At 39.7% G+C, this 18,037-nt stretch carries 18 protein-coding genes and 1 pseudogene; 16 read left to right on the top strand and 3 right to left on the bottom strand.

Going from position 1 to position 18,037, the window contains the following annotated elements; translation table 11 throughout:
- Positions 1-18 precede the first annotated feature (18 nt).
- From AB7942_RS24115 to AB7942_RS24105, 3 genes are all read left to right on the top strand, one after another.
- Complete coding sequence (locus tag AB7942_RS24115; RefSeq protein ID WP_335396871.1) at positions 19-597, top strand: SCO family protein; 579 nt, start codon at positions 19-21, stop codon at positions 595-597.
- A 111-nt stretch (positions 598-708) separates the two neighbouring features.
- Complete coding sequence (locus tag AB7942_RS24110) at positions 709-1,533, top strand: SGNH/GDSL hydrolase family protein (protein ID WP_369448862.1); 825 nt, start codon at positions 709-711, stop codon at positions 1,531-1,533.
- Positions 1,534-2,112 carry a YpmS family protein gene (locus AB7942_RS24105; RefSeq protein ID WP_369448861.1) on the top strand — a complete coding sequence of 193 codons (579 nt, stop codon included), beginning with the start codon at positions 1,534-1,536 and terminating at the stop codon, positions 2,110-2,112.
- Positions 2,113-2,141: 29 nt separating this feature from the next.
- On the opposite strand, the gene AB7942_RS24100 is transcribed toward AB7942_RS24105, so the two are convergent.
- Positions 2,142-2,894 carry a DUF4397 domain-containing protein gene (locus AB7942_RS24100; protein WP_369448860.1) on the bottom strand — a complete coding sequence of 251 codons (753 nt, stop codon included), beginning with the start codon at positions 2,892-2,894 and terminating at the stop codon, positions 2,142-2,144.
- A gap of 342 nt (positions 2,895-3,236) precedes the next feature.
- On the opposite strand from AB7942_RS24100, the gene rsgA reads away from it, so the two are divergent.
- The 3 genes from rsgA to msrB all read left to right on the top strand — a co-directional run bounded on the left by rsgA (position 3,237) and on the right by msrB (position 5,461).
- Positions 3,237-4,304: a ribosome small subunit-dependent GTPase A gene (gene rsgA, locus AB7942_RS24095; protein ID WP_369448859.1), complete on the top strand. Its 1,068-nt coding sequence runs from the start codon at positions 3,237-3,239 to the stop codon at positions 4,302-4,304.
- A gap of 235 nt (positions 4,305-4,539) precedes the next feature.
- Positions 4,540-5,031 carry a peptide-methionine (S)-S-oxide reductase MsrA gene (gene msrA, locus AB7942_RS24090; protein ID WP_483310908.1) on the top strand — a complete coding sequence of 164 codons (492 nt, stop codon included), beginning with the start codon at positions 4,540-4,542 and terminating at the stop codon, positions 5,029-5,031.
- The gene (gene msrB / locus AB7942_RS24085; RefSeq protein ID WP_369448857.1) at positions 5,021-5,461 is read left to right on the top strand and encodes a peptide-methionine (R)-S-oxide reductase MsrB; all 441 of its coding nucleotides are present in this window, start codon (positions 5,021-5,023) and stop codon (positions 5,459-5,461) included. Before msrA ends, msrB begins: the two co-directional genes overlap by 11 nt.
- A 23-nt stretch (positions 5,462-5,484) precedes the next feature.
- Here the strand turns inward: msrB and AB7942_RS24080 are convergent, their stop codons facing one another.
- Positions 5,485-6,075 carry a DUF502 domain-containing protein gene (locus AB7942_RS24080; RefSeq protein WP_369448856.1) on the bottom strand — a complete coding sequence of 197 codons (591 nt, stop codon included), beginning with the start codon at positions 6,073-6,075 and terminating at the stop codon, positions 5,485-5,487.
- Positions 6,076-6,270: 195 nt separating this feature from the next.
- On the opposite strand from AB7942_RS24080, the gene AB7942_RS30590 reads away from it, so the two are divergent.
- Both AB7942_RS30590 and AB7942_RS24070 read left to right on the top strand, forming a co-directional pair.
- Positions 6,271-6,345, top strand: coding sequence for a YjcZ family sporulation protein (locus tag AB7942_RS30590; protein WP_142292237.1), 75 nt, complete (start codon positions 6,271-6,273; stop codon positions 6,343-6,345).
- A gap of 188 nt (positions 6,346-6,533) precedes the next feature.
- A complete protein-coding gene (locus AB7942_RS24070) occupies positions 6,534-8,000 on the top strand; it encodes an NAD(P)/FAD-dependent oxidoreductase (RefSeq protein ID WP_369448855.1) in 1,467 nt (488 codons plus the stop codon).
- Between the two features lie 156 nt (positions 8,001-8,156).
- Here the strand turns inward: AB7942_RS24070 and AB7942_RS24065 are convergent.
- Positions 8,157-9,514: pseudogene (locus tag AB7942_RS24065) on the bottom strand (TrkH family potassium uptake protein).
- A gap of 122 nt (positions 9,515-9,636) precedes the next feature.
- On the opposite strand from AB7942_RS24065, the gene AB7942_RS24060 reads away from it, so the two are divergent.
- The 8 genes from AB7942_RS24060 (at position 9,637) to AB7942_RS24025 (ending at position 17,946) form a co-directional block, all read left to right on the top strand.
- Positions 9,637-10,983, top strand: coding sequence for an aspartate aminotransferase family protein (locus tag AB7942_RS24060; protein WP_369448854.1), 1,347 nt, complete (start codon positions 9,637-9,639; stop codon positions 10,981-10,983).
- 5 nt (positions 10,984-10,988) lie between these two features.
- A complete protein-coding gene (locus tag AB7942_RS24055) occupies positions 10,989-11,681 on the top strand; it encodes a CoA transferase subunit A (protein ID WP_088088678.1) in 693 nt (230 codons plus the stop codon).
- Entirely contained in the window at positions 11,666-12,331 is a 666-nt protein-coding gene (locus AB7942_RS24050; RefSeq protein WP_369448853.1) for a 3-oxoacid CoA-transferase subunit B, read from the top strand. The genes AB7942_RS24055 and AB7942_RS24050 overlap by 16 nt, the downstream gene beginning before the upstream one ends.
- A gap of 30 nt (positions 12,332-12,361) precedes the next feature.
- Entirely contained in the window at positions 12,362-13,630 is a 1,269-nt protein-coding gene (locus AB7942_RS24045; RefSeq protein WP_369448852.1) for a peptidase, read from the top strand.
- 141 nt (positions 13,631-13,771) lie between these two features.
- Positions 13,772-14,626 carry a putative beta-lysine N-acetyltransferase gene (ablB, locus tag AB7942_RS24040; RefSeq protein ID WP_369448851.1) on the top strand — a complete coding sequence of 285 codons (855 nt, stop codon included), beginning with the start codon at positions 13,772-13,774 and terminating at the stop codon, positions 14,624-14,626.
- A 66-nt stretch (positions 14,627-14,692) separates the two neighbouring features.
- The gene (locus tag AB7942_RS24035; RefSeq protein ID WP_369448891.1) at positions 14,693-16,087 is read left to right on the top strand and encodes a sigma-54 interaction domain-containing protein; all 1,395 of its coding nucleotides are present in this window, start codon (positions 14,693-14,695) and stop codon (positions 16,085-16,087) included.
- 123 nt (positions 16,088-16,210) lie between these two features.
- Positions 16,211-17,650 (top strand): lysine 2,3-aminomutase, encoded by a 1,440-nt coding sequence (gene kamA / locus AB7942_RS24030; protein WP_369448850.1) that lies wholly within the window; start codon positions 16,211-16,213, stop codon positions 17,648-17,650.
- Between the two features lie 11 nt (positions 17,651-17,661).
- A complete protein-coding gene (locus AB7942_RS24025) occupies positions 17,662-17,946 on the top strand; it encodes a YokU family protein (protein ID WP_369448849.1) in 285 nt (94 codons plus the stop codon).
- The last annotated feature ends 91 nt before the right edge of the window (positions 17,947-18,037 follow it).

The raw sequence follows: 18,037 nt of genomic DNA, 5'->3' as shown, positions 1-18,037 counted from the left end.
AAGGTTGCAGGTGATGGTATGAAAGCTCGGTTTTTAGTAGTGGTCTTAGTTCTTACAACACTCATTATGTCGGCATGTGGACAAAAAGAAATAGAAAATGCCGTCGACTGGCCAATAAAGGACTTTACAGCTACAAATCAAGACAATAAATCCTTTGGATTAAAGGATTTAAAGGGTAAGGTATGGATTTCAGACTTTATTTTTACAAGCTGTGCAGATGTTTGTCCGCCAATGACTTCTAACTTGACAAAATTACAAAAAATGGTCAAGGATGAAGGCTTGAAGAATGTTGAATTGGTCTCCTTCAGTGTCGATCCAGTTGTCGATACCCCTGAAGTATTAACCCGTTATGGGGAACAATTTCAAGTGGATTTTAAAAATTGGACCTTTGTGACTGGATACTCGCAGGAGTTTATTGAAAACTTCGCCCTGAAAAATTATAAAGCACTTGTCAAAAAACCTGTCGAGGGTAATCAAGTGATTCATGGGACCTCTATATATTTAGTAGACAAAGAAGGACATATTAAAAAATCCTATGATGGTTACAAGAATGTACCCTTTGATGAAATAATTCATGATATGAAAGCATTACAATAGACCTTCGGACAGGTCTATTTTTTTTGGCAGGAATAGGATATAGTACATATTGTTTTGAATGATTCAAGCCGTGTTATAATAATTATAATCTAGAAGGCAGGTGAATTTAAGATGAAAAAGCTCTTCCCCCTTCTAATTCTCACGGTATTATTCCTATGTTCATGTAATCAAGTTAGCCAATGGGCGTTACATTCTGAAAAGAAAACTGCAGCACAGGCATTTGCACAAGTTCCCGCTGACTTCGTCCCCCGCAAATTAACAGTTTTATCAGCAGGCGATTCACTTACTCAAGGGGTAGGCGATAGTACAAACAAAGGCGGCTACTTGCCATATTTAGAATCAATGCTTGAAAAAGAAAAAGGGATAAAAGAAGTTGACTTCTATAATTATGGCGTAAAAGGTAATCGGACAACTCAACTTTTAAAACGATTGAAAACGCCAGAAATGAAAGCTGTGATACAAAAGGCAGATCTTGTTATTCTAACGATAGGTGGAAACGACATTATGAAAGTCGTCAAGGACAATATTGAAAACCTTCAACTTTCCACGTTTACCACCGAAAAAGAATCCTATCGAACTCATTTAAAGCAAATTATCAAGGTTATCATTAAGGAAAATCCCCATTCTCAGGTTGTATTAGTGGGGTTATATAATCCATTTTCTAAATGGTTTTCAGAAATTAAAGAGTTGGATGAGATTGTTGCTGATTGGAATAAGACTGGTCAAAGGGTGGTTGCTAATTACCCCAATGCCTATTTTGTCTCGATAGAAGACATGTTTTTAAATGCTAACGAAAATTTATTATTTACAGATAATTTTCATCCAAATGACAAAGGCTATGAGTTGATTGCGCAAAGGTTGAACAAGACATTAGAAGAACAAGTATTACCTGAATTGGACAAAACGCCATATATGGTCAATACAGAGGAGAATTAGATGAAAAACAAATGGAAAATCGGATTCCTGCTGTTGATGGGAATCAACCTTTTGTTCGCTATTGTTATGTTGTCGCTGGTCATGTTCCCGTCGGATGGCCGGCAATCGAGCAAATTGAATGTGCCAATGGGTGAACATGTTTCCTTCCATGTTAATTCAAATAAGAATGATTTAAATAAACTCATCAATCATTATTTAAAGGAAGAGGCCGCTGTTTCACCGATTGATTATCGAATCATTTTGGGAGATGAGGTTGAATTATATGGTACCTTGCCCTTCTTTAGTGAGGAATTGAATATGAGGTTAACCTTCGAGCCTAAGGCACTTGAAAATGGTGATTTGGTTTTAAGACAGAAATCAATGACAATCGGCAGTTTACACCTCCCCATTTCATATGTCCTAAATTTTATTAGCGAAAATTATAAGATTCCAAAGGGAGTCGACATAAGACCTACAGATAAAGTTATTTATGTTAATATGCAACAGTTAAAACAAAAAAGTGATATAAGAATAAAGGCAGATAAATTTGATTTAAAGAAGGATGATATTGCCTTTACGATTTTAGTACCAGTGAAATAGGCGCCTCATCACTAGGAGGCACCTGTTTTTTATTCCTTGATAGTGATGAATTGGAATTCTGGTTGACCATTGGCTAAGCCAATAAAAACAATTGTGTAGCTTTCATTTGCCATAAATTGAACCCTCGGCAGGGGTAGAAGTATGGTCCTACTGCCAGTGGCCCTTGCTTCCAAATCGACTGTCATCGGTGTTAACCCTAAATATTGGGTTGCCTGCTTATAAGAAACATTTGGGAAAATCACATCTCGTTCTTTGACTGCAATGTCTAGTGGCGAAGTATCTGGTGATAAGTGGATAAAGCGAACCTTCGATTCATTTCTTGGTACTGATGGTTGATTCTGAAACACGAGCAGACGCAATTTCTTAACAGAGTCAATTGCAGCAAGTGTATAGGAATTTCCAGCTTCAACAGTTATCGTTTTATTTAAAACGCTGTCCACCATATTTCCCGTTTGGTAAATGTCAATATGATGTTTTCCAGCAGGTAATGACAGAACCGCACTTACATTTTTAAATGGTAAGTCCCTTATTACTCGTTTCCCGTCTATATAAATATCAACGTTCGTAGAATCTGGGGAGGTGTGAAGGAAACGCACCTTCGCTTCTAATTGTATTGGTTGGGAATTTGTACGCATGAAGTTCATCGCTTTATTCATGTATTTTATATGTTTTAAATAATACTGCATGTGTAAGTTTGGAAATGAGTATTTATAAAATTGAGCTAACAAATCATACATCGCCGCTTTTTGAAGATAATCGGAATGAGTTCTTTTCTCGGTCATTTTATCAACTCCTATCTAATGGATTACACCATAATTTATTCAAGCTTAAATAGGTAGGTGTCTAACTTATATCGCAGTAATTTGGAAATTTTTCATTTTTTATTTACAAATGGGAATATTACACATATACTGATAACAAATATGATTGAAAGTGGGTGAAGTGCAATGGCAATTGAATCGATGAGTCCAAACCGTAATTTGAATATTGTTGTTTGCACAGCCCAAAGATTTTCATGTTAGGGATCCTTTGTACCCTTTATTCCATTATGCGAATAAAACCATGGGCTGTGTGTGCCTATGGTTTTTTATTTTGAAAAATAATGATTCGCTGGAGGAATAAAGATGAATTTAGTAGCAATGGGTTTTACTGAAACTGTAAAAAATGATTTTCATAAATTAAATACAAATGATGAGATGATTCTTGGCCGTGTGGCACTCGAGCACAAACGAATGTATAGGGTGTGGACAGAACAGGGTGAATTATTATGTGAGGTATCGGGCAGGTTTAGCTTCAATGCCCTTAACAGAGAGGACTTCCCAGCTGTAGGTGATTGGGTTGCTCTAATGCCGAGGAGTAACGAAGGAAAAGGCACCATTTTGGCCATCATGCCGCGAAAAAGTAAGTTCTCGCGAAAATCAGCTGGTCTTACCGCACAAGAGCAAATCATTGCGACCAATATCGACACTGTCTTTCTCGTAAATTCACTGAATGAGGATTTGAATCTAAGAAGAATCGAACGCTACCTTTTGCTTGCTTGGGAAAGTGGGGCAAACCCAGTTATTGTTTTAAGTAAGGCAGACCTTTGTCAGGATCTCGAAAATATGCTGGCTGAGGTTGAAGCGATTAGCCTTGGCGGAGTTCCAGTTATTGCAGTTAGTGCCGAAACGATGACTGGCTTTGAGGAACTAGAACCTTTCTTGAAGCCAGGAAAAACAATTGCCTTGCTTGGTTCTTCAGGGGTTGGGAAATCGACTTTAACGAATCGTCTCTTAGGAGAGGAGAAACAGCTAGTTCAGGATATTCGAATGTCAGATGATAAAGGGCGTCATACAACTACCCACCGTGAACTAATCCTTCTCCCGAATGGCAGTGTTTTGATTGATACGCCAGGAATGAGGGAACTGCAACTTTGGGAAAGCTCAGACGGTTTAACAGAGACCTTTTCAGAAATTGAAGAATTAGCTACCCAGTGTCGCTACCGAGATTGTCAGCATAAGAATGAGCCCGGCTGTGCTGTGGTGAAGGCAATTGAAGAAGGATTGATTGCGGCTGAGCGGCTGACAAGCTACAACAAGCTGCAAAAGGAGTTGGCGTTTATCGAAAGGAAAGCTGATAAACGTCCACAAGCAGAAGTTAAAAAACAATGGAAAAATATAAACAAACAGATGAAGCAGCGAAAGAGCTATTAAAATAGGAAAGGCTGAACAAGTTAGGTCGATGTCGACCCTGACTTGTTTAGCCTTTTATTATTGTCTAGCCCCAGGCCCAGCGTTTAGAGGACTCTGCCTTTCTTCAGTCAGGAGATTTTATTTTTCCTAAAACATTCTGTATACTCATACTCAAAGTGAAATAAAGTTAAAGGGGTGTGGGAACTTGGAAAAAACAAATCAAGTTGCAACGTTTGCTGGCGGCTGTTTTTGGTGTATGGTGAAACCATTTGATGAACAGCCCGGAATTATTAGTGTTACTTCAGGCTATACAGGGGGATCCGTAGAAAACCCGACATATCAACAAGTTTGTACGGATACTACTGGCCATTTGGAAGCCGTGCAAATCACCTATGATCCAGAGATTTTTCCTTATGAAAAACTATTGGAGTTATTTTGGCAGCAAATTGACCCTACCGACCCGGGCGGCCAATTCCATGATCGAGGGCAATCGTATCAAACGGCAATTTTCTACCATGATGACACACAAAAAAGGCTTGCCGAACAGTCCAAGCAAGCATTACAAGAAAGCGGCCGTTTTACTAAACCGATTGTGACGCCGATCTTGCCAGCACAGACCTTTTATCCAGCCGAAGATTATCATCAGCAGTACTATAAAAAAAATCGGGCCCATTATGAATCCTATCATGTAGGCTCGGGTCGCGCCGGCTTTATTCAAAGTCATTGGGGGGAGAAAAATGAAAAATAAGGATGTAGAACAGCTAAAAAAGGAATTAACACCGATCCAGTATGAAGTCACACAAAATAATGGCACAGAACCTCCGTTTCGAAATGAATACTGGAATGAAACGAGAGAGGGGATTTATGTAGATCTTGTTTCTGGGAAGCCGCTGTTTAGTTCGTTGGATAAATTCGATGCCGGCTGCGGCTGGCCGAGCTTCACTAAACCGATTCAAGACGAAGAAGTGATTGAAAAAGCTGATTTCAGTCATTATATGACTCGGACAGAAGTAAGGAGTAAATCAGCTGATTCCCATTTAGGTCACGTCTTTAATGACGGACCAAACCCAACTGGATTGCGTTATTGTATCAACTCTGCCGCATTGCGGTTTATTCCAAAAGACGAGCTCGAAAAGCAAGGATACGGGGAATTCACGAAACTTTTCGGAGCAATATAAAAAGCCGCGATTTTGCGGCTTTTTTATTTTACCTTTTGTTTTGAACTTGACGTCATTCCGCCTGATAAGATAAATTTCATCGCTTCCTCGGGTTTGACGTCGATAATTTCTACTTGTTCCTTTGGTATAAGAAAGGTAAACCCGGCCACCTGGAATGTTTGCGGGATATAGACAGCCACATGGTCCTTTAAAGGAGAATAAAATTCCTCTAATTGTTCAGAAGTAATAAACCCCAGACTGCGCATTTCTGTTCCTGGAATCACCACTAGAGCTACCTTGGAAAAGGACTTTTTCTCGCCAAGGAAGGATTGGACCGTGTCTTTAATTACGGAATAGATGGTCTTAACAACTGGAATCTTGTCTAAAAGAATATCGATCAAGCGGATGATTTTACCCGAAATATATTTTGTAGATAGCCACCCTAAAACAGTTATTAAGATGAAGGTAGTTAGTAAGCCAATCCCAGGAATGTAGTCTTCCTTTAAATAAGGCTTTAGAGTGTTACCAAGTAAACCGTCTAAAAATAGAAACGTTTTGTAAATCACATAAATTACAAGGATGATAGGGACAATCGTTAAAATACCGTTAATAAAATTTTTCAAAATACCTTTCATGGTTTCACCTACAATTTTTATCATTGTATTTCATATTATAGGCGAATGCACATACGGGTCAAGTACCTACTACATAAAGTACAGTGTTAAGAAACAATTTCGTTAGGAGTGAAGTGTATGTATTACGGACATGGTGGATGTGGTTACCCTGCATACCCTGTAGGAGGTTGCGGTTACCCTGTAGGAGGTTGCGGAATCGGCAGTGGATTTGCGTTAATTGTCGTCCTGTTTATCTTATTGATTATTATCGGGGCAAGCTGGGGCTATTAATTTGATGAAAAAAAGGCTGACTCAAAACGAGTCAGCCGTTTCTTTTTATATAATTTTCTGATAAACGCGCGAAATCCGAACGATATAATATTTTTTAAAAGAATAGTTCGTATTTAATGTTGACTTAACAAAAATAGTCTGATATATTTACAAATGTTGAGTAAAACGACTTTGGAGGTAATTGGACAATGGATACGAGATATGATGTGATTGTAGTGGGTGCTGGCCCTGCAGGGATATTCGCCTGCTATGAACTGACACTAAAAATGCCGAACGCAAAGGTTCTATTAGTGGATAAAGGACATGATATTTATCGGAGAAATTGCCCGATTTTACAAAAGAAAATTGAAAAATGCCCACCGGCTGCGGGGAAAAAAGAATTTGCTGGGTGTCTGCCGGCATGTTCGATTACTAATGGTTTTGGTGGAGCTGGTGCTTATTCGGACGGGAAGTTTAATATCACAAGTGAATTTGGCGGCTGGATGACAGATTATCTTCCAGATTCACAGGTAGTTGAATTAATTCGTTATGTTGATGAAATCAATTTACAGCATGGGGCGACGAAAAGCATTACTGACCCATTAACAGATGAGGTAAAAGACATCGAACGCCGCGGCTATGCAGCTGGATTAAAGCTATTACGTGCGCAGGTACGACACCTTGGTACGGAACAAAATCTTGAAATCATGAAAAGTATCTACGAATACTTAAAGACAAAGATTGACATGTCATATAAAACAGAAGTGGTGGATTTAATTACTGAAAAAACACCAGATGGTCTTGTGGTGAAAGGTATTAATCTAAAAGGGGACCAAAATATTTATGCGGATAAGGTGGTCATTACACCAGGCCGAGATGGTTCTAAATGGCTTTCTGGTATCTTAAAATCGCGCAGATTACGGATGATAAGTAACCAAGTAGATATTGGTGTTCGTGTTGAAACTTCCAATATTGTCATGCAAGAAATCAATGAGCAATTGTATGAAGGGAAATTTATTTTTAATACATCCGTTGGGACAACTGTACGAACATTTTGCAGTAACCCATCTGGGCATGTGGTGGTTGAAAATCATTCCGGGATTATGCTTGCCAACGGACATGCCTACAAAGATCCGAAACTTGGCAGTCCGAACACAAACTTTGCCTTACTTGTTTCCCATACGTTTTCAGATCCATTTGATAAGCCGAATGAATATGCACATGAAATTTCCCGCTTAGCTAACAGCCTTTCAAATGGCGGTCTAATCGTCCAAAAATACGGAGATATTTTAAAGGGCAGAAGATCCACTGCAAAAAGGATTAAAGAAGGTTTCCTTGAGCCGACATTGAAAGAAGCTGTCCCAGGTGACCTTGGATTAGTTCTTCCTTATAATACATTAAAAAGCTTAATAGAAATGACCGAGGCGTTGAATCAGGTGACACCAGGTCTTGCTTCAGAGCATACCTTGTTCTACGGTGTTGAGGCTAAGTTCTATTCGGCACGACCACGCTTAAACGACCGATTTGAATCAGAAATCAGCGGACTTTATGTCGGTGGCGATGGAGCTGGGATTACTCGTGGTCTTGCGCAAGCAAGTGCATGCGGAGTCTGGATTGCTAGAGACATTATTCAAAAAACAACAACTGAACGAAAACAAGAAACTGTACTTGTCTAACCCGCAAATTTTTGCGGGTTATTTTTTTATGGAAGGGGTCGATTTTTGAAAAAACCGAAAGATGAGTTCATGTGGACAGATTTCTGAAGAATCGGGCGTGACCTGTTCTCATGAGATCTCTAAGCGGACAATCTCCACTCCTGCAATTAATGACTTTTACCCAATGGTAACCTTTTCCTTAGGGTAGTTGAACTTTTCCTTGCTGCCTTTGCCTCTTAAGATAAGTAAACAGGTAACAATGCCTACTCTTCCAATAAACATCAGGATAATGATGAGTATTTGTCCAAAGGTAGTAAGTCTTGGTGTTAAACCCAACGATAATCCATTGGTGCCAAAAGCAGAAGAAACTTCGAAAATAACCTCTATCACAGTTCCTTGTTCTGTAATCGATAGGATTAAAATGGAGAGGAGAACAAACATAAAAACGCCCCGGTCGCGATCACGATAAATGATTTAAGGACATCCTCACTTAGCAGTTCACGTCTAAAGATTTTGATTGAGCTTTTTCCTTGTGCGTAAAATACGATCGCTAAAATAACAATGGCAAACGTGGTGGTTCGTATACCTCCGCTCGCACTGCTTGGAGAACCGCCAATAAACATTAAAATCGACAGAAAAAGTTGGTTGCTCGGAGTAAAATCATTGATATCCATTGTTGCTAATCCAGCACTTTTAGTTGTTACGGAATTAAATAAAGAGTAGAAAAAGGATTCATGCCAATTTTTATCAGAAAAAAAGTGTTGATTATCAAAACAGTAAATCAAAAATGCACCTACTATGGTAAGGAGAACAAACGTTATCGTGGTTAACTTAGTATATAAGGTGAAATGAAATTTCTTCCTTTTATTTAAGTTTAAAAAGAATTCAAAAACCTCAACTATCACGGGAAAGCCAATTGCCCCAACAATCATCAACAAAATTATTATCGTCTGAACAAAATAATCCTCACTATATGGACTGAGTGACGCATCTGTTAGATCGAATCCCGCATTGGTCGTGGCGCTGATGGATGAAAAAAATCCATGTTTAAAAGCAGACAATGGGCTTTCGAAATAGTTTAAAAAGCGAATCCCTAAGATAATTCCTCCCACAAATTCAAACGAAATAAAGATAATCAGAATCCGTTTTGCCAGGTGGACCAAACCAGCTAGGTTGGATTGATTTTGATCAATCATAATCAGTTGTCTTTCTTTTAATCCCACTTTTTTACCTAGCATAATCCATAGGAATGTACTTAAGGACATAACCCCTAAGCCTCCCAATTGCAGAATTAAGCATAAGAGAAAGATTCCAAAGTTACTAAAGGTATCCTTAATTGAAATGACACTTAAACCGGTTACACTGATCGCACTAGCGGAGGTAAACATCGCATCAATAAAACTTAGCGAAACATTTGGACGATGAGCCATTGGGATTTTTAATAAAAGAGTAGAAACGATTAATGCGGATAAATAAAAAATAACGATTAATTGAATGGTTGAAATATCTTTCGTTTTTAACTTTATTTTTTTTATTGTGCTCATAGGATCCTTTCCTTCTGTAATTCTAAAAGTAATTTTATATTAATCATCTTGAAAAGTAAAAGTTCATACAATTTCTATAAGGCCTGCCTAATTTAATAAGGAAGTGTTTCCCTATGGATCATTCGTTTCTAATAAAACCAGTACTCGATGACATTTACCCTGTGATTGACTATGGCAAAGGAATTTATTTATTTGATGTGGATGGAAAAAAGTATTTAGATGCTGCTTCCGGCGCTGTAACTGCCAATATTGGTCATGGTGTAACAGAGATTATTGAGGCAATGAATGAACAAGCAAAAAAAGTTTCGTTTGTGTATCGCTCACAATTTACGAGTGATGCTGCTGAAAATTTAGCGAAAAAAATTGCAAACATGCTTTCAGGAGATCTCAATTGGTGTTTTTTCGTTAACAGCGGTTCTGAAGCAACTGAAACGGCCATGAAAATGGCGATTCAATATTGGCAGGAAAAGGGTGTTCAAACGAAAACCAAGGTTTTATCGAGATGGGTAAGCTACCACGGGATTACCCTAGGTGCGCTTTCGATGTCAGGTCATACAGGGAGGAGAGCAAGATTTGTTCCACTTTTAGAGGATTTCCCTGTCATTAATCCCCCGTATTGCTACCGTTGCCCTTATAACCTCGAGGCACCTAACTGTGGCTATTTATGTGCCCATGAGTTTGAGACAGCTATTAAGCGGATTGGCGCCGAACAAATCGCCGCTTTTATCGCAGAACCCGTCATCGGAGCTGCAGGCGGAGCAATTGCCCCACCAAAAGATTACTACAAGGTCATAAAGAAAATCTGTGAGGATTATGACATTCTTTTTATCGCTGATGAAGTCATGACTGGCTGTGGCAGGACTGGCACAATGCTTGCGAGTGAACAGTGGGGAATCAATCCTGATATTGTCGCATTAGGAAAAGGGATGGGTGCAGGCTACGCACCGATTGCAGCTGCTATTGCAACCGATAAAGTCATCGAGCCGATAATGGCAGGAACAAAGATGGTCATGAGCGGCCATACCTTAAGTGCCAATCCACTGGCTTGTGCAACTGCCTTAGCTGTTCTCGAATATTTAGAACAAAACAATATTATTCAAGAGGTTGAAAGTAAAGGTGCCTATTTAAGAGCACAACTTGAAGGATTAAAACCACTTTTCACGTTTATTGGTGATATCCGCGGCAAAGGGCTGTTACTGGGAATAGAGTTTGTCCAGCAAGTAGAATCCAAAACACCCTACCCTAGAAACGCCCAGATCACACAAAGGATTGTAGCTCTTGCAAAGAAAAAGGGACTGCTTGTTTATCCAGCTGGTGCTGGCATTGATGGGATAAACGGAGACTCTATTATTATTTCTCCTCCTCTTACTATCACTCAAAAAGAAATGGAGGAATTGGTCCACTTATTAAAAGAAACATTTGAAGATTTTTCTAACCAACTAAATGAAGGGAAGGGGTGATGTAAATGGAAAATCCATTCAGAAAAATTACAACCTTAGCAGCTGTTATGGAATATTTTCATGACGGAATGACATTGATGTTTGGCGGGTTTGGCGGGGTCGGCTCTCCGCCGGCATTAATCGATGGTATTCTTGAAAAAGGAGTTCGTAATATTACTTTAATTGGGAACGACACGGGATTCCCGCAAATTGGCATAGGGAAATTAGTTAGTCAACAAAGGGCAGCGAAAGTAATTGCTTCTCATATTGGCTCCAATCCCTTTGCTGGCCAGTTCATGCATGAGGGAAAGCTGGAGGTAGAGTTTTCACCGCAGGGAATATTAGCAGAAAGAATACGCGCGGGCGGTGTTGGCCTGCCAGCGATATTGTCAGATATCGGTACAGACAATGAAATGGTTACGAAAAACAAACCATTTTTTACTCTAGGAGATAAGAAGTTTCTTGTTGAAACAGCTTTAACGGCTGAGGTGTCGATTGTTTATGCGAAAAAGGCAGATGAGTATGGGAATTTAATTTATGACAAAAGTGCCCGCAATACAAATCCGCTCGTTGCTATGGCAGGGGATATCACGATAGCAGAAGTAGAGGAAATTGTCCCGCTTGGTAGTCTTGACCCCGATGCCATCATTACGCCAGGAGTGTTTGTAGATTATGTGATTCCATCTAAGGGGGTGAATTGGAAATGGGCATGGCAGTAGATATGAGAAATCAAATGGCTAAAAGGGCTGCAGAGGAAATTCAAACGGGAATGGTTGTCAACCTTGGAATTGGGATTCCCTCGCTCGTTCCGAACCATCTATCAACCGAGACAAAGGTGATGTTTCACGCTGAAAACGGCATTACCGGCATGGGACCTACCCCAGTAAAGGGAGAAGAAGATGAAAACTTGTGTAATGCAGGAGGATTTCCAGTCACCCTAAACTGGGGCGGATCTTACTGTGATAGTGGAATTTCTTTTGGAATGATTCGCCGGGGCAGAGTGGATATAACGATTTTAGGATCGCTAGAGGTCAGTAAAAAGGGCGACCTTGCTAACTGGATTGTCCCAGGAAAGAAGGTTCCAGGGATGGGCGGAGCGGTGGAACTTGCTCAAAAAGCTAAGAAAGTCATTGTTGTCATGAATCATTGTGATAAACAAGGTAGGCCCAAAATTGTCACATCATGCACGTTACCATTAACATCGTCAGCCTGTGTCGACTTAATTATCACTGATCTAGCTGTTTTCAAGGTAACTGAGGAGGATTTACTATTAACAGAATTGTTTGCCCCCTACAGTTTAGAAACTGTTGTCAACAAAACTGGGTGCGAATTTAAGATACGGGAAACTGTTCGTATGATTCCGTATTAAGCTGAATCATTTCTAAAAGGAGTGAATCGTTTGGACAATAATGAAATATGCATAAAACAATGGATAAAAGAGAATCGAGCGCGAGGGGCAAGACTGTTACAAATTCTCGTCCGAGAAAACAGCACACGGGGAAACGAAAGTAGTACCCAGGCGATTATCATTGAAAAATGCAGACAGTTAGGATTAACACTCGATATTTGGGAAATAGGTGGTGATGAATTAAAATCCCACCCTGCTTATTGTTGTGACCGCCAGAACTTCGGCGGGAATCCTAACCTAGTAGCGGTGTTAAAAGGTACAGGCGGCGGCAAATCGATGATTTTAAATGGTCATATTGACGTGGTCCCAGTTGGTGATGAATTAAGCTGGAAACATGACCCATTTAGCGGGACCATTGAGTGTGGCAAGCTTTATGGAAGAGGCGCGACGGATATGAAGGGTGGGAATGCTGCCCTGTTAATGGCGATTGAGTCCTTGATAGCAAATGGTATCAAACTTAAAGGGGATGTTATTTTTCAAAGTGTCATTGAAGAAGAAAGCGGCGGAGCTGGTTCCCTAGCAGCCGTTCTTAGAGGTTACCAGGCGGATGGGGCCATTATTCCAGAACCGACCAATTTGAAGATATTCCCGAAGCAGCAGGGCTCAATGTGGTTCAGAATTACCGTAAAAGGCAAAGCAGCACACGGAGGAACCAGGTATAAAGGTGTAAGCGCAATTGAAAAAGCACTAGTAGTCATTCAAAGTTTACAACAGTTAGAGAACGATAGAAATGCGAGGATTTCAGACCCTCTCTTTGAAAAAATCCCCATTCCTATTCCAATTAATATCGGAAAGCTTTCAAGCGGCGAATGGCCTTCTTCGGTGCCTGACACCGCAATTATTGAGGGGAGAATGGGAGTTTCTCCGGAAGAAACGATTCAATCAGCACAACTTGAAATGGAAACTTGCTTAAGAGAAATATGTGAAAATGATGAGTGGCTCAGGGAAAATCCGCTTAGGATAGAATGGTTTGGCGGCAGGTGGCTGCCAGGAAGTCTTGAAAATGACCATCCTTTAATGAATGAATTGACAAAGAGTTTTATAGAAGTAAAGGGTAGTAGTCCTATCATCGAGGCAAGCCCTTGGGGAACAGACGGAGGTATCCTTTCTAATATTGGTAATACTCCCGTGGTCATTTTCGGACCTGGGATAACAGAAACTGCACATGATGCAAATGAGCATATTGTACTTGAAGATATGTTTATCGCCAGTGAGATTATTGCCCTTACTTTATTAAAATGGTGTGAGGCGGCAGAGTAAACATCAGATTTTTTCCATTTATATATCAAAAGATTGATATAATTGATTTATACCGACCTAGTGGGAATGTCTGGCTAATCTAGGCCAGACATTTTTTCGAGAATGCTAGAGAAATTATCATTTACCGATGGGGTGAACTCGATGAATCAAACGGCATCCACTATTTTTCTAGAGGAAAACGGCTATTTCCTTGAAATATATCTTGATCCATTTAATAAACGTATTCGTGTGGATGATTATCGTGGAAATACAAAATTGCTAATTGAGCGAGCGGAAGAGCTCGTAGCAAAGCACAAGGCTGAAAAGTTAATTGTCAAGGTCAGAAGCGAGGATTTTATTAGTTTTTTGGAAAAGGGACTTCAGCCAGAGGCTGTTGTTGATCGTTATTTTCTTGGCTCAGATGCCCATTTTTTTTCAAGATATTACACGTCAGACCGGAAGAAAAATGATCATTGGGTGATCGAAGACGGGATGGTCAACAGTATATATCAATTAGACACGTCCATTCAGAAAGGGTATCCACCAAAGGAATATGAATTACGAGAGGTCGACGAGGGCAGTGCTGTGGAACTTGCAGTACTGTACAGGCAAGTGTTTCAAATTTACCCAACCCCTTTGCATGAACCGGAATATATAATAAAGACCATCAAGGATGGGACCATCTATTACGCTTTTTTCCTTCAAGGAAAAATAGTCAGTGCAGCTTCAGCCGAAGTGAATTCTTTTTATAAAAATGCAGAATTAACGGATTGTGCAACATTATCTGAACATCGGAAATATGGGCTTATGAAAATTATTCTTCATGAACTTGAAGGTGAGTTGAAAAGGAAAGGAATCTTTTGTGCCTATTCGATTGCAAGATCGTTATCCTTTGGGATGAATGCTGTTTTATTTCAGCTGGGATATTCGTATCGGGGCAGGCTGATGAATAATTGCTTTATCTATGACAAGCTTGAAAATATGAATATGTGGGTAAAGAATCTGGCAAACTGCTAAAATTTCGGCTTACCGTGCCAATTTTTCGGCACCTTGTTAAATTGGAAAGATGGGCAGGTGAATGAAATGGTTCCGTTAACCGCTTTAACGCAAGAAGTTCTGACAGCCATTCTAAAAGGGATTGATGAAGGAATTCATGTGGTCAATACTGAGGGAAAGACAATTTTTTATAATGAAGTAGCAGCAAAGCACGATGGGATGGAAGTGAAGGAAGTGCAGGGAAAGCATTTAATTGAGCCATTTCCCTCCCTAACGGAAGAGTCCAGTACCTTGCTTAAAGTGATTAAAACGGGAAAGCCGATCTACAACCAAACACAGGTTTATATGAATTTGCATGGGACAAGAATTGATACCATCAATACAACCCTGCCAATCTTTCTCGGGGAAGAAATTATTGGAGCGGTTGAAATAGCGAAAGATTATTCCCGAATGAAACTACTTGCGGAACGACTATTAGATTTACAAAAGGGATTAAATAAAAGCAGTAAAAAGAAGGTAAACATTCAAGTAAACTATACATTAAATGATCTATTGACGGTTAATCCACCATTTCAGAGCATCAAAAATGAGGCTAAGAAACTGGCGAAATCGGATTCTCCTATTCTCGTCTATGGCGAGTCCGGAACAGGGAAAGAATTATTTGTTCAAGGAGTGCATCATGAATCCCCTCGCTCATCTGAACCGTTTATTGCTCAAAATTGCGCCGCCATACCTGAAACACTGTTAGAAAGTATCCTGTTTGGTACGGCTAAAGGAAGCTATACAGGGGCAATGGACCGCAAAGGGTTATTTGAATTTGCGGATGGGGGAACGCTATTCCTTGATGAAATACATACGATGCCGATAGAACTTCAAGCGAAGCTATTACGGGTTTTGGAGGATGGAATGGTAAGAAGAGTTGGAAGTTCGCAAAGCGTTTCTGTAAATGTACGAGTAATTGCAGCCATGAATGTCAATCCAAACAAGGCCCTTCAAGAGCAAACGCTTCGTGCGGACCTTTACTACCGATTAAATGTATTTACCTTTTCACTTATCCCCTTAAGAGAAAGAAAAGAAGATATTCTTTTTTTAGCAGATCATTTTATCAAGGAATTTAATCAAAAACTCTATAAAAATATTAGCGGATATGAGAAGAAGCTTGAGCTATTCTTGATGAATTATCAATGGCCTGGTAACGTAAGGGAACTGAAACATACGATTGAATACATGATGAATGTGTGTGAAGAAAAGCAGTTGAAGTATAAAGATTTACCAAGCATGTTAAGACATCTTCCAAGCACAACCACAACTAACAATGTCGTAATGGAAAGTCTATCATTAAGGAAAAATATTGAAACATTAGAGAAGGATCTAATTTTGAATGCCCTTGAATTATCTGAAGGGAACATTAACCAAGCAGCGAAGCTTTTAGAGATTCCTAGGCAAACCTTACAATATAAATTGAAAAAAATAATAGACTAAGCTGCCGAGTTTTCGGCGTTTTTTTTTTGCAAAAAGCTAAAAGAGTAAGTTCTAAGCCTTTTTATGACATTGGCACATATCTTGCATATATATTTTAGTGAAGCAAGATGGGAGGAACTTATAGTGAAACAATTTTTATATAAACCACAAAGGCATTGGAAAGATATAGAACTTTGGAAAGATGTTACTTCAGTGCAGTGGAATGATTGGCTTTGGCAACTAACGAATACGATCCGTACGTTAGATGATTTAAAAAAGGTGATCCATTTAACTCCAGATGAAGAGGAAGGTGTAAGAATTTCTACAAAAACCATCCCCTTAAATATCACACCATATTATGCTTCCTTAATGAACCCTGATGATCCACGGTGTCCGATCAGAATGCAGTCTGTGCCTATTTCGAAGGAGATTAATAAAACTAAATATGATCTTGAGGACCCATTATATGAGGATGAAGATTCACCTGTTCCTGGGTTAACGCACCGCTATCCAGACCGGGTCCTCTTTCTTGTTACCAATCAGTGTTCGATGTATTGCCGCTACTGTACAAGGCGACGTTTTTCAGGGCAAATTGGCATGGGTGTTCCGAAGAAGCAGCTTGATGCAGCTATTTCATATATTAGGCTAACCCCTCAGGTAAGAGATGTATTAATTTCTGGCGGGGACGGCCTGCTGATTAATGATACTATTTTGGAATATATCCTTAAAAACCTGAGGGAAATTGATCATGTTGAAATTATCCGGATTGGGACAAGAGCACCTGTTGTATTCCCGCAGCGAATTACCGAAAACCTTTGTAATATCTTGAAAAAATATCATCCAATTTGGCTGAACACTCATTTTAATACTTCGATCGAAATTACCGAGGACTCAAAAAGGGCTTGTGAAATGCTTGCCGATGCTGGTGTTCCAGTAGGTAACCAGTCTGTTATCCTTGCAGGAATCAATGACAGTGTGCCAATCATGAAAAAACTAATGCATGATCTTGTCAAAATTCGCGTCCGGCCTTATTACATTTATCAATGTGATTTATCTGAAGGGATCGGTCATTTCAGGGCTCCTGTATCAAAAGGACTTGAAATTATCGAGGGGCTTCGCGGACATACTTCTGGTTATGCCGTACCGACCTTTGTCGTCGATGCACCAGGCGGAGGGGGTAAAATTGCCCTTCAGCCGAATTACTTGATCTCGCAAAGTCCAGAGAAAGTGGTCCTTCGGAATTTTGAAGGCGTAATCACCTCATACCCAGAGCCAGAAAATTATGTGCCTGGAAGGGCAGAGGGTTATTTTCTAGAGGTTTACCCTGATATGGACGAGAAAAGGTCTCTTACAGGAATCTCAGGTATTATGAATGATCAACACTTTAACCTTGTTCCAGAGGGATTAACAAGGTTAAATCGCCGTAAGGATTATTACCAAGACCCGGCACACACGACGTTAAAGGATAGGCGCAGCAAACGGGATGAATTAAAGGATAAGAAATTTAAAGCATTGTCTCATAAAGAAGCAGGTAGTCAGGAAACAAAAAGGGATGGAACATCAGCCGAGACGTTGAAGGAATAGGAGGAGTGTAATTGGAAACCGTATGTGAATGGTGTTCAAGCACAAATGTAGAAAGTGTAACCACTTCAGTTTTTTGGGAGCTGCCAGATGGGACGCGAGCGATTGAAATCTCAGAAACCCCCACCTTTTCCTGCCCTGATTGTGCAATGATTTATCAAAGTGAACCAATTGTAAAAGAAATTGAGAATCAGTTGTATTTAATTGATTGTAAACTGATTGGAAAAGTGGTCAGCTTCGAAGAGTTAATGGCGGTTCCAAGGTTATTAAAGAAAAATTATTTTGACTTTTCATCATAATGAAAGCAGCCTCAATTTGATGTGACCCCCAAAAGTTAGAGTTTTATATTAAACAGCTAATTGGCTGGTATGGATTCGGTATTGAACCGGA

This window comes from Neobacillus sp. BF23-41 (assembly GCF_041106275.1).
This window is presented reverse-complemented; position numbering and strand designations above follow the sequence as displayed.

Coding starts and splice junctions, on each gene's coding strand:
- AB7942_RS24055 (WP_088088678.1), top strand. CDS start 10,989: ATGGAAAATCCATTCAGAAAAATTACAACCTTAGCAGCTGTTATGGAA.
- AB7942_RS24035 (WP_369448891.1), top strand. CDS start 14,693: ATGGTTCCGTTAACCGCTTTAACGCAAGAAGTTCTGACAGCCATTCTA.
- AB7942_RS24080 (WP_369448856.1), bottom strand. CDS start 6,075: ATGAAAGGTATTTTGAAAAATTTTATTAACGGTATTTTAACGATTGTC.
- msrA (WP_483310908.1), top strand. CDS start 4,540: ATGGTGAAACCATTTGATGAACAGCCCGGAATTATTAGTGTTACTTCA.
- msrB (WP_369448857.1), top strand. CDS start 5,021: ATGAAAAATAAGGATGTAGAACAGCTAAAAAAGGAATTAACACCGATC.
- rsgA (WP_369448859.1), top strand. CDS start 3,237: ATGAATTTAGTAGCAATGGGTTTTACTGAAACTGTAAAAAATGATTTT.
- AB7942_RS24105 (WP_369448861.1), top strand. CDS start 1,534: ATGAAAAACAAATGGAAAATCGGATTCCTGCTGTTGATGGGAATCAAC.
- AB7942_RS24115 (WP_335396871.1), top strand. CDS start 19: ATGAAAGCTCGGTTTTTAGTAGTGGTCTTAGTTCTTACAACACTCATT.
- AB7942_RS24110 (WP_369448862.1), top strand. CDS start 709: ATGAAAAAGCTCTTCCCCCTTCTAATTCTCACGGTATTATTCCTATGT.
- AB7942_RS24060 (WP_369448854.1), top strand. CDS start 9,637: ATGGATCATTCGTTTCTAATAAAACCAGTACTCGATGACATTTACCCT.
- ablB (WP_369448851.1), top strand. CDS start 13,772: ATGAATCAAACGGCATCCACTATTTTTCTAGAGGAAAACGGCTATTTC.
- AB7942_RS24070 (WP_369448855.1), top strand. CDS start 6,534: ATGGATACGAGATATGATGTGATTGTAGTGGGTGCTGGCCCTGCAGGG.
- AB7942_RS24100 (WP_369448860.1), bottom strand. CDS start 2,894: ATGACCGAGAAAAGAACTCATTCCGATTATCTTCAAAAAGCGGCGATG.
- AB7942_RS24050 (WP_369448853.1), top strand. CDS start 11,666: ATGGGCATGGCAGTAGATATGAGAAATCAAATGGCTAAAAGGGCTGCA.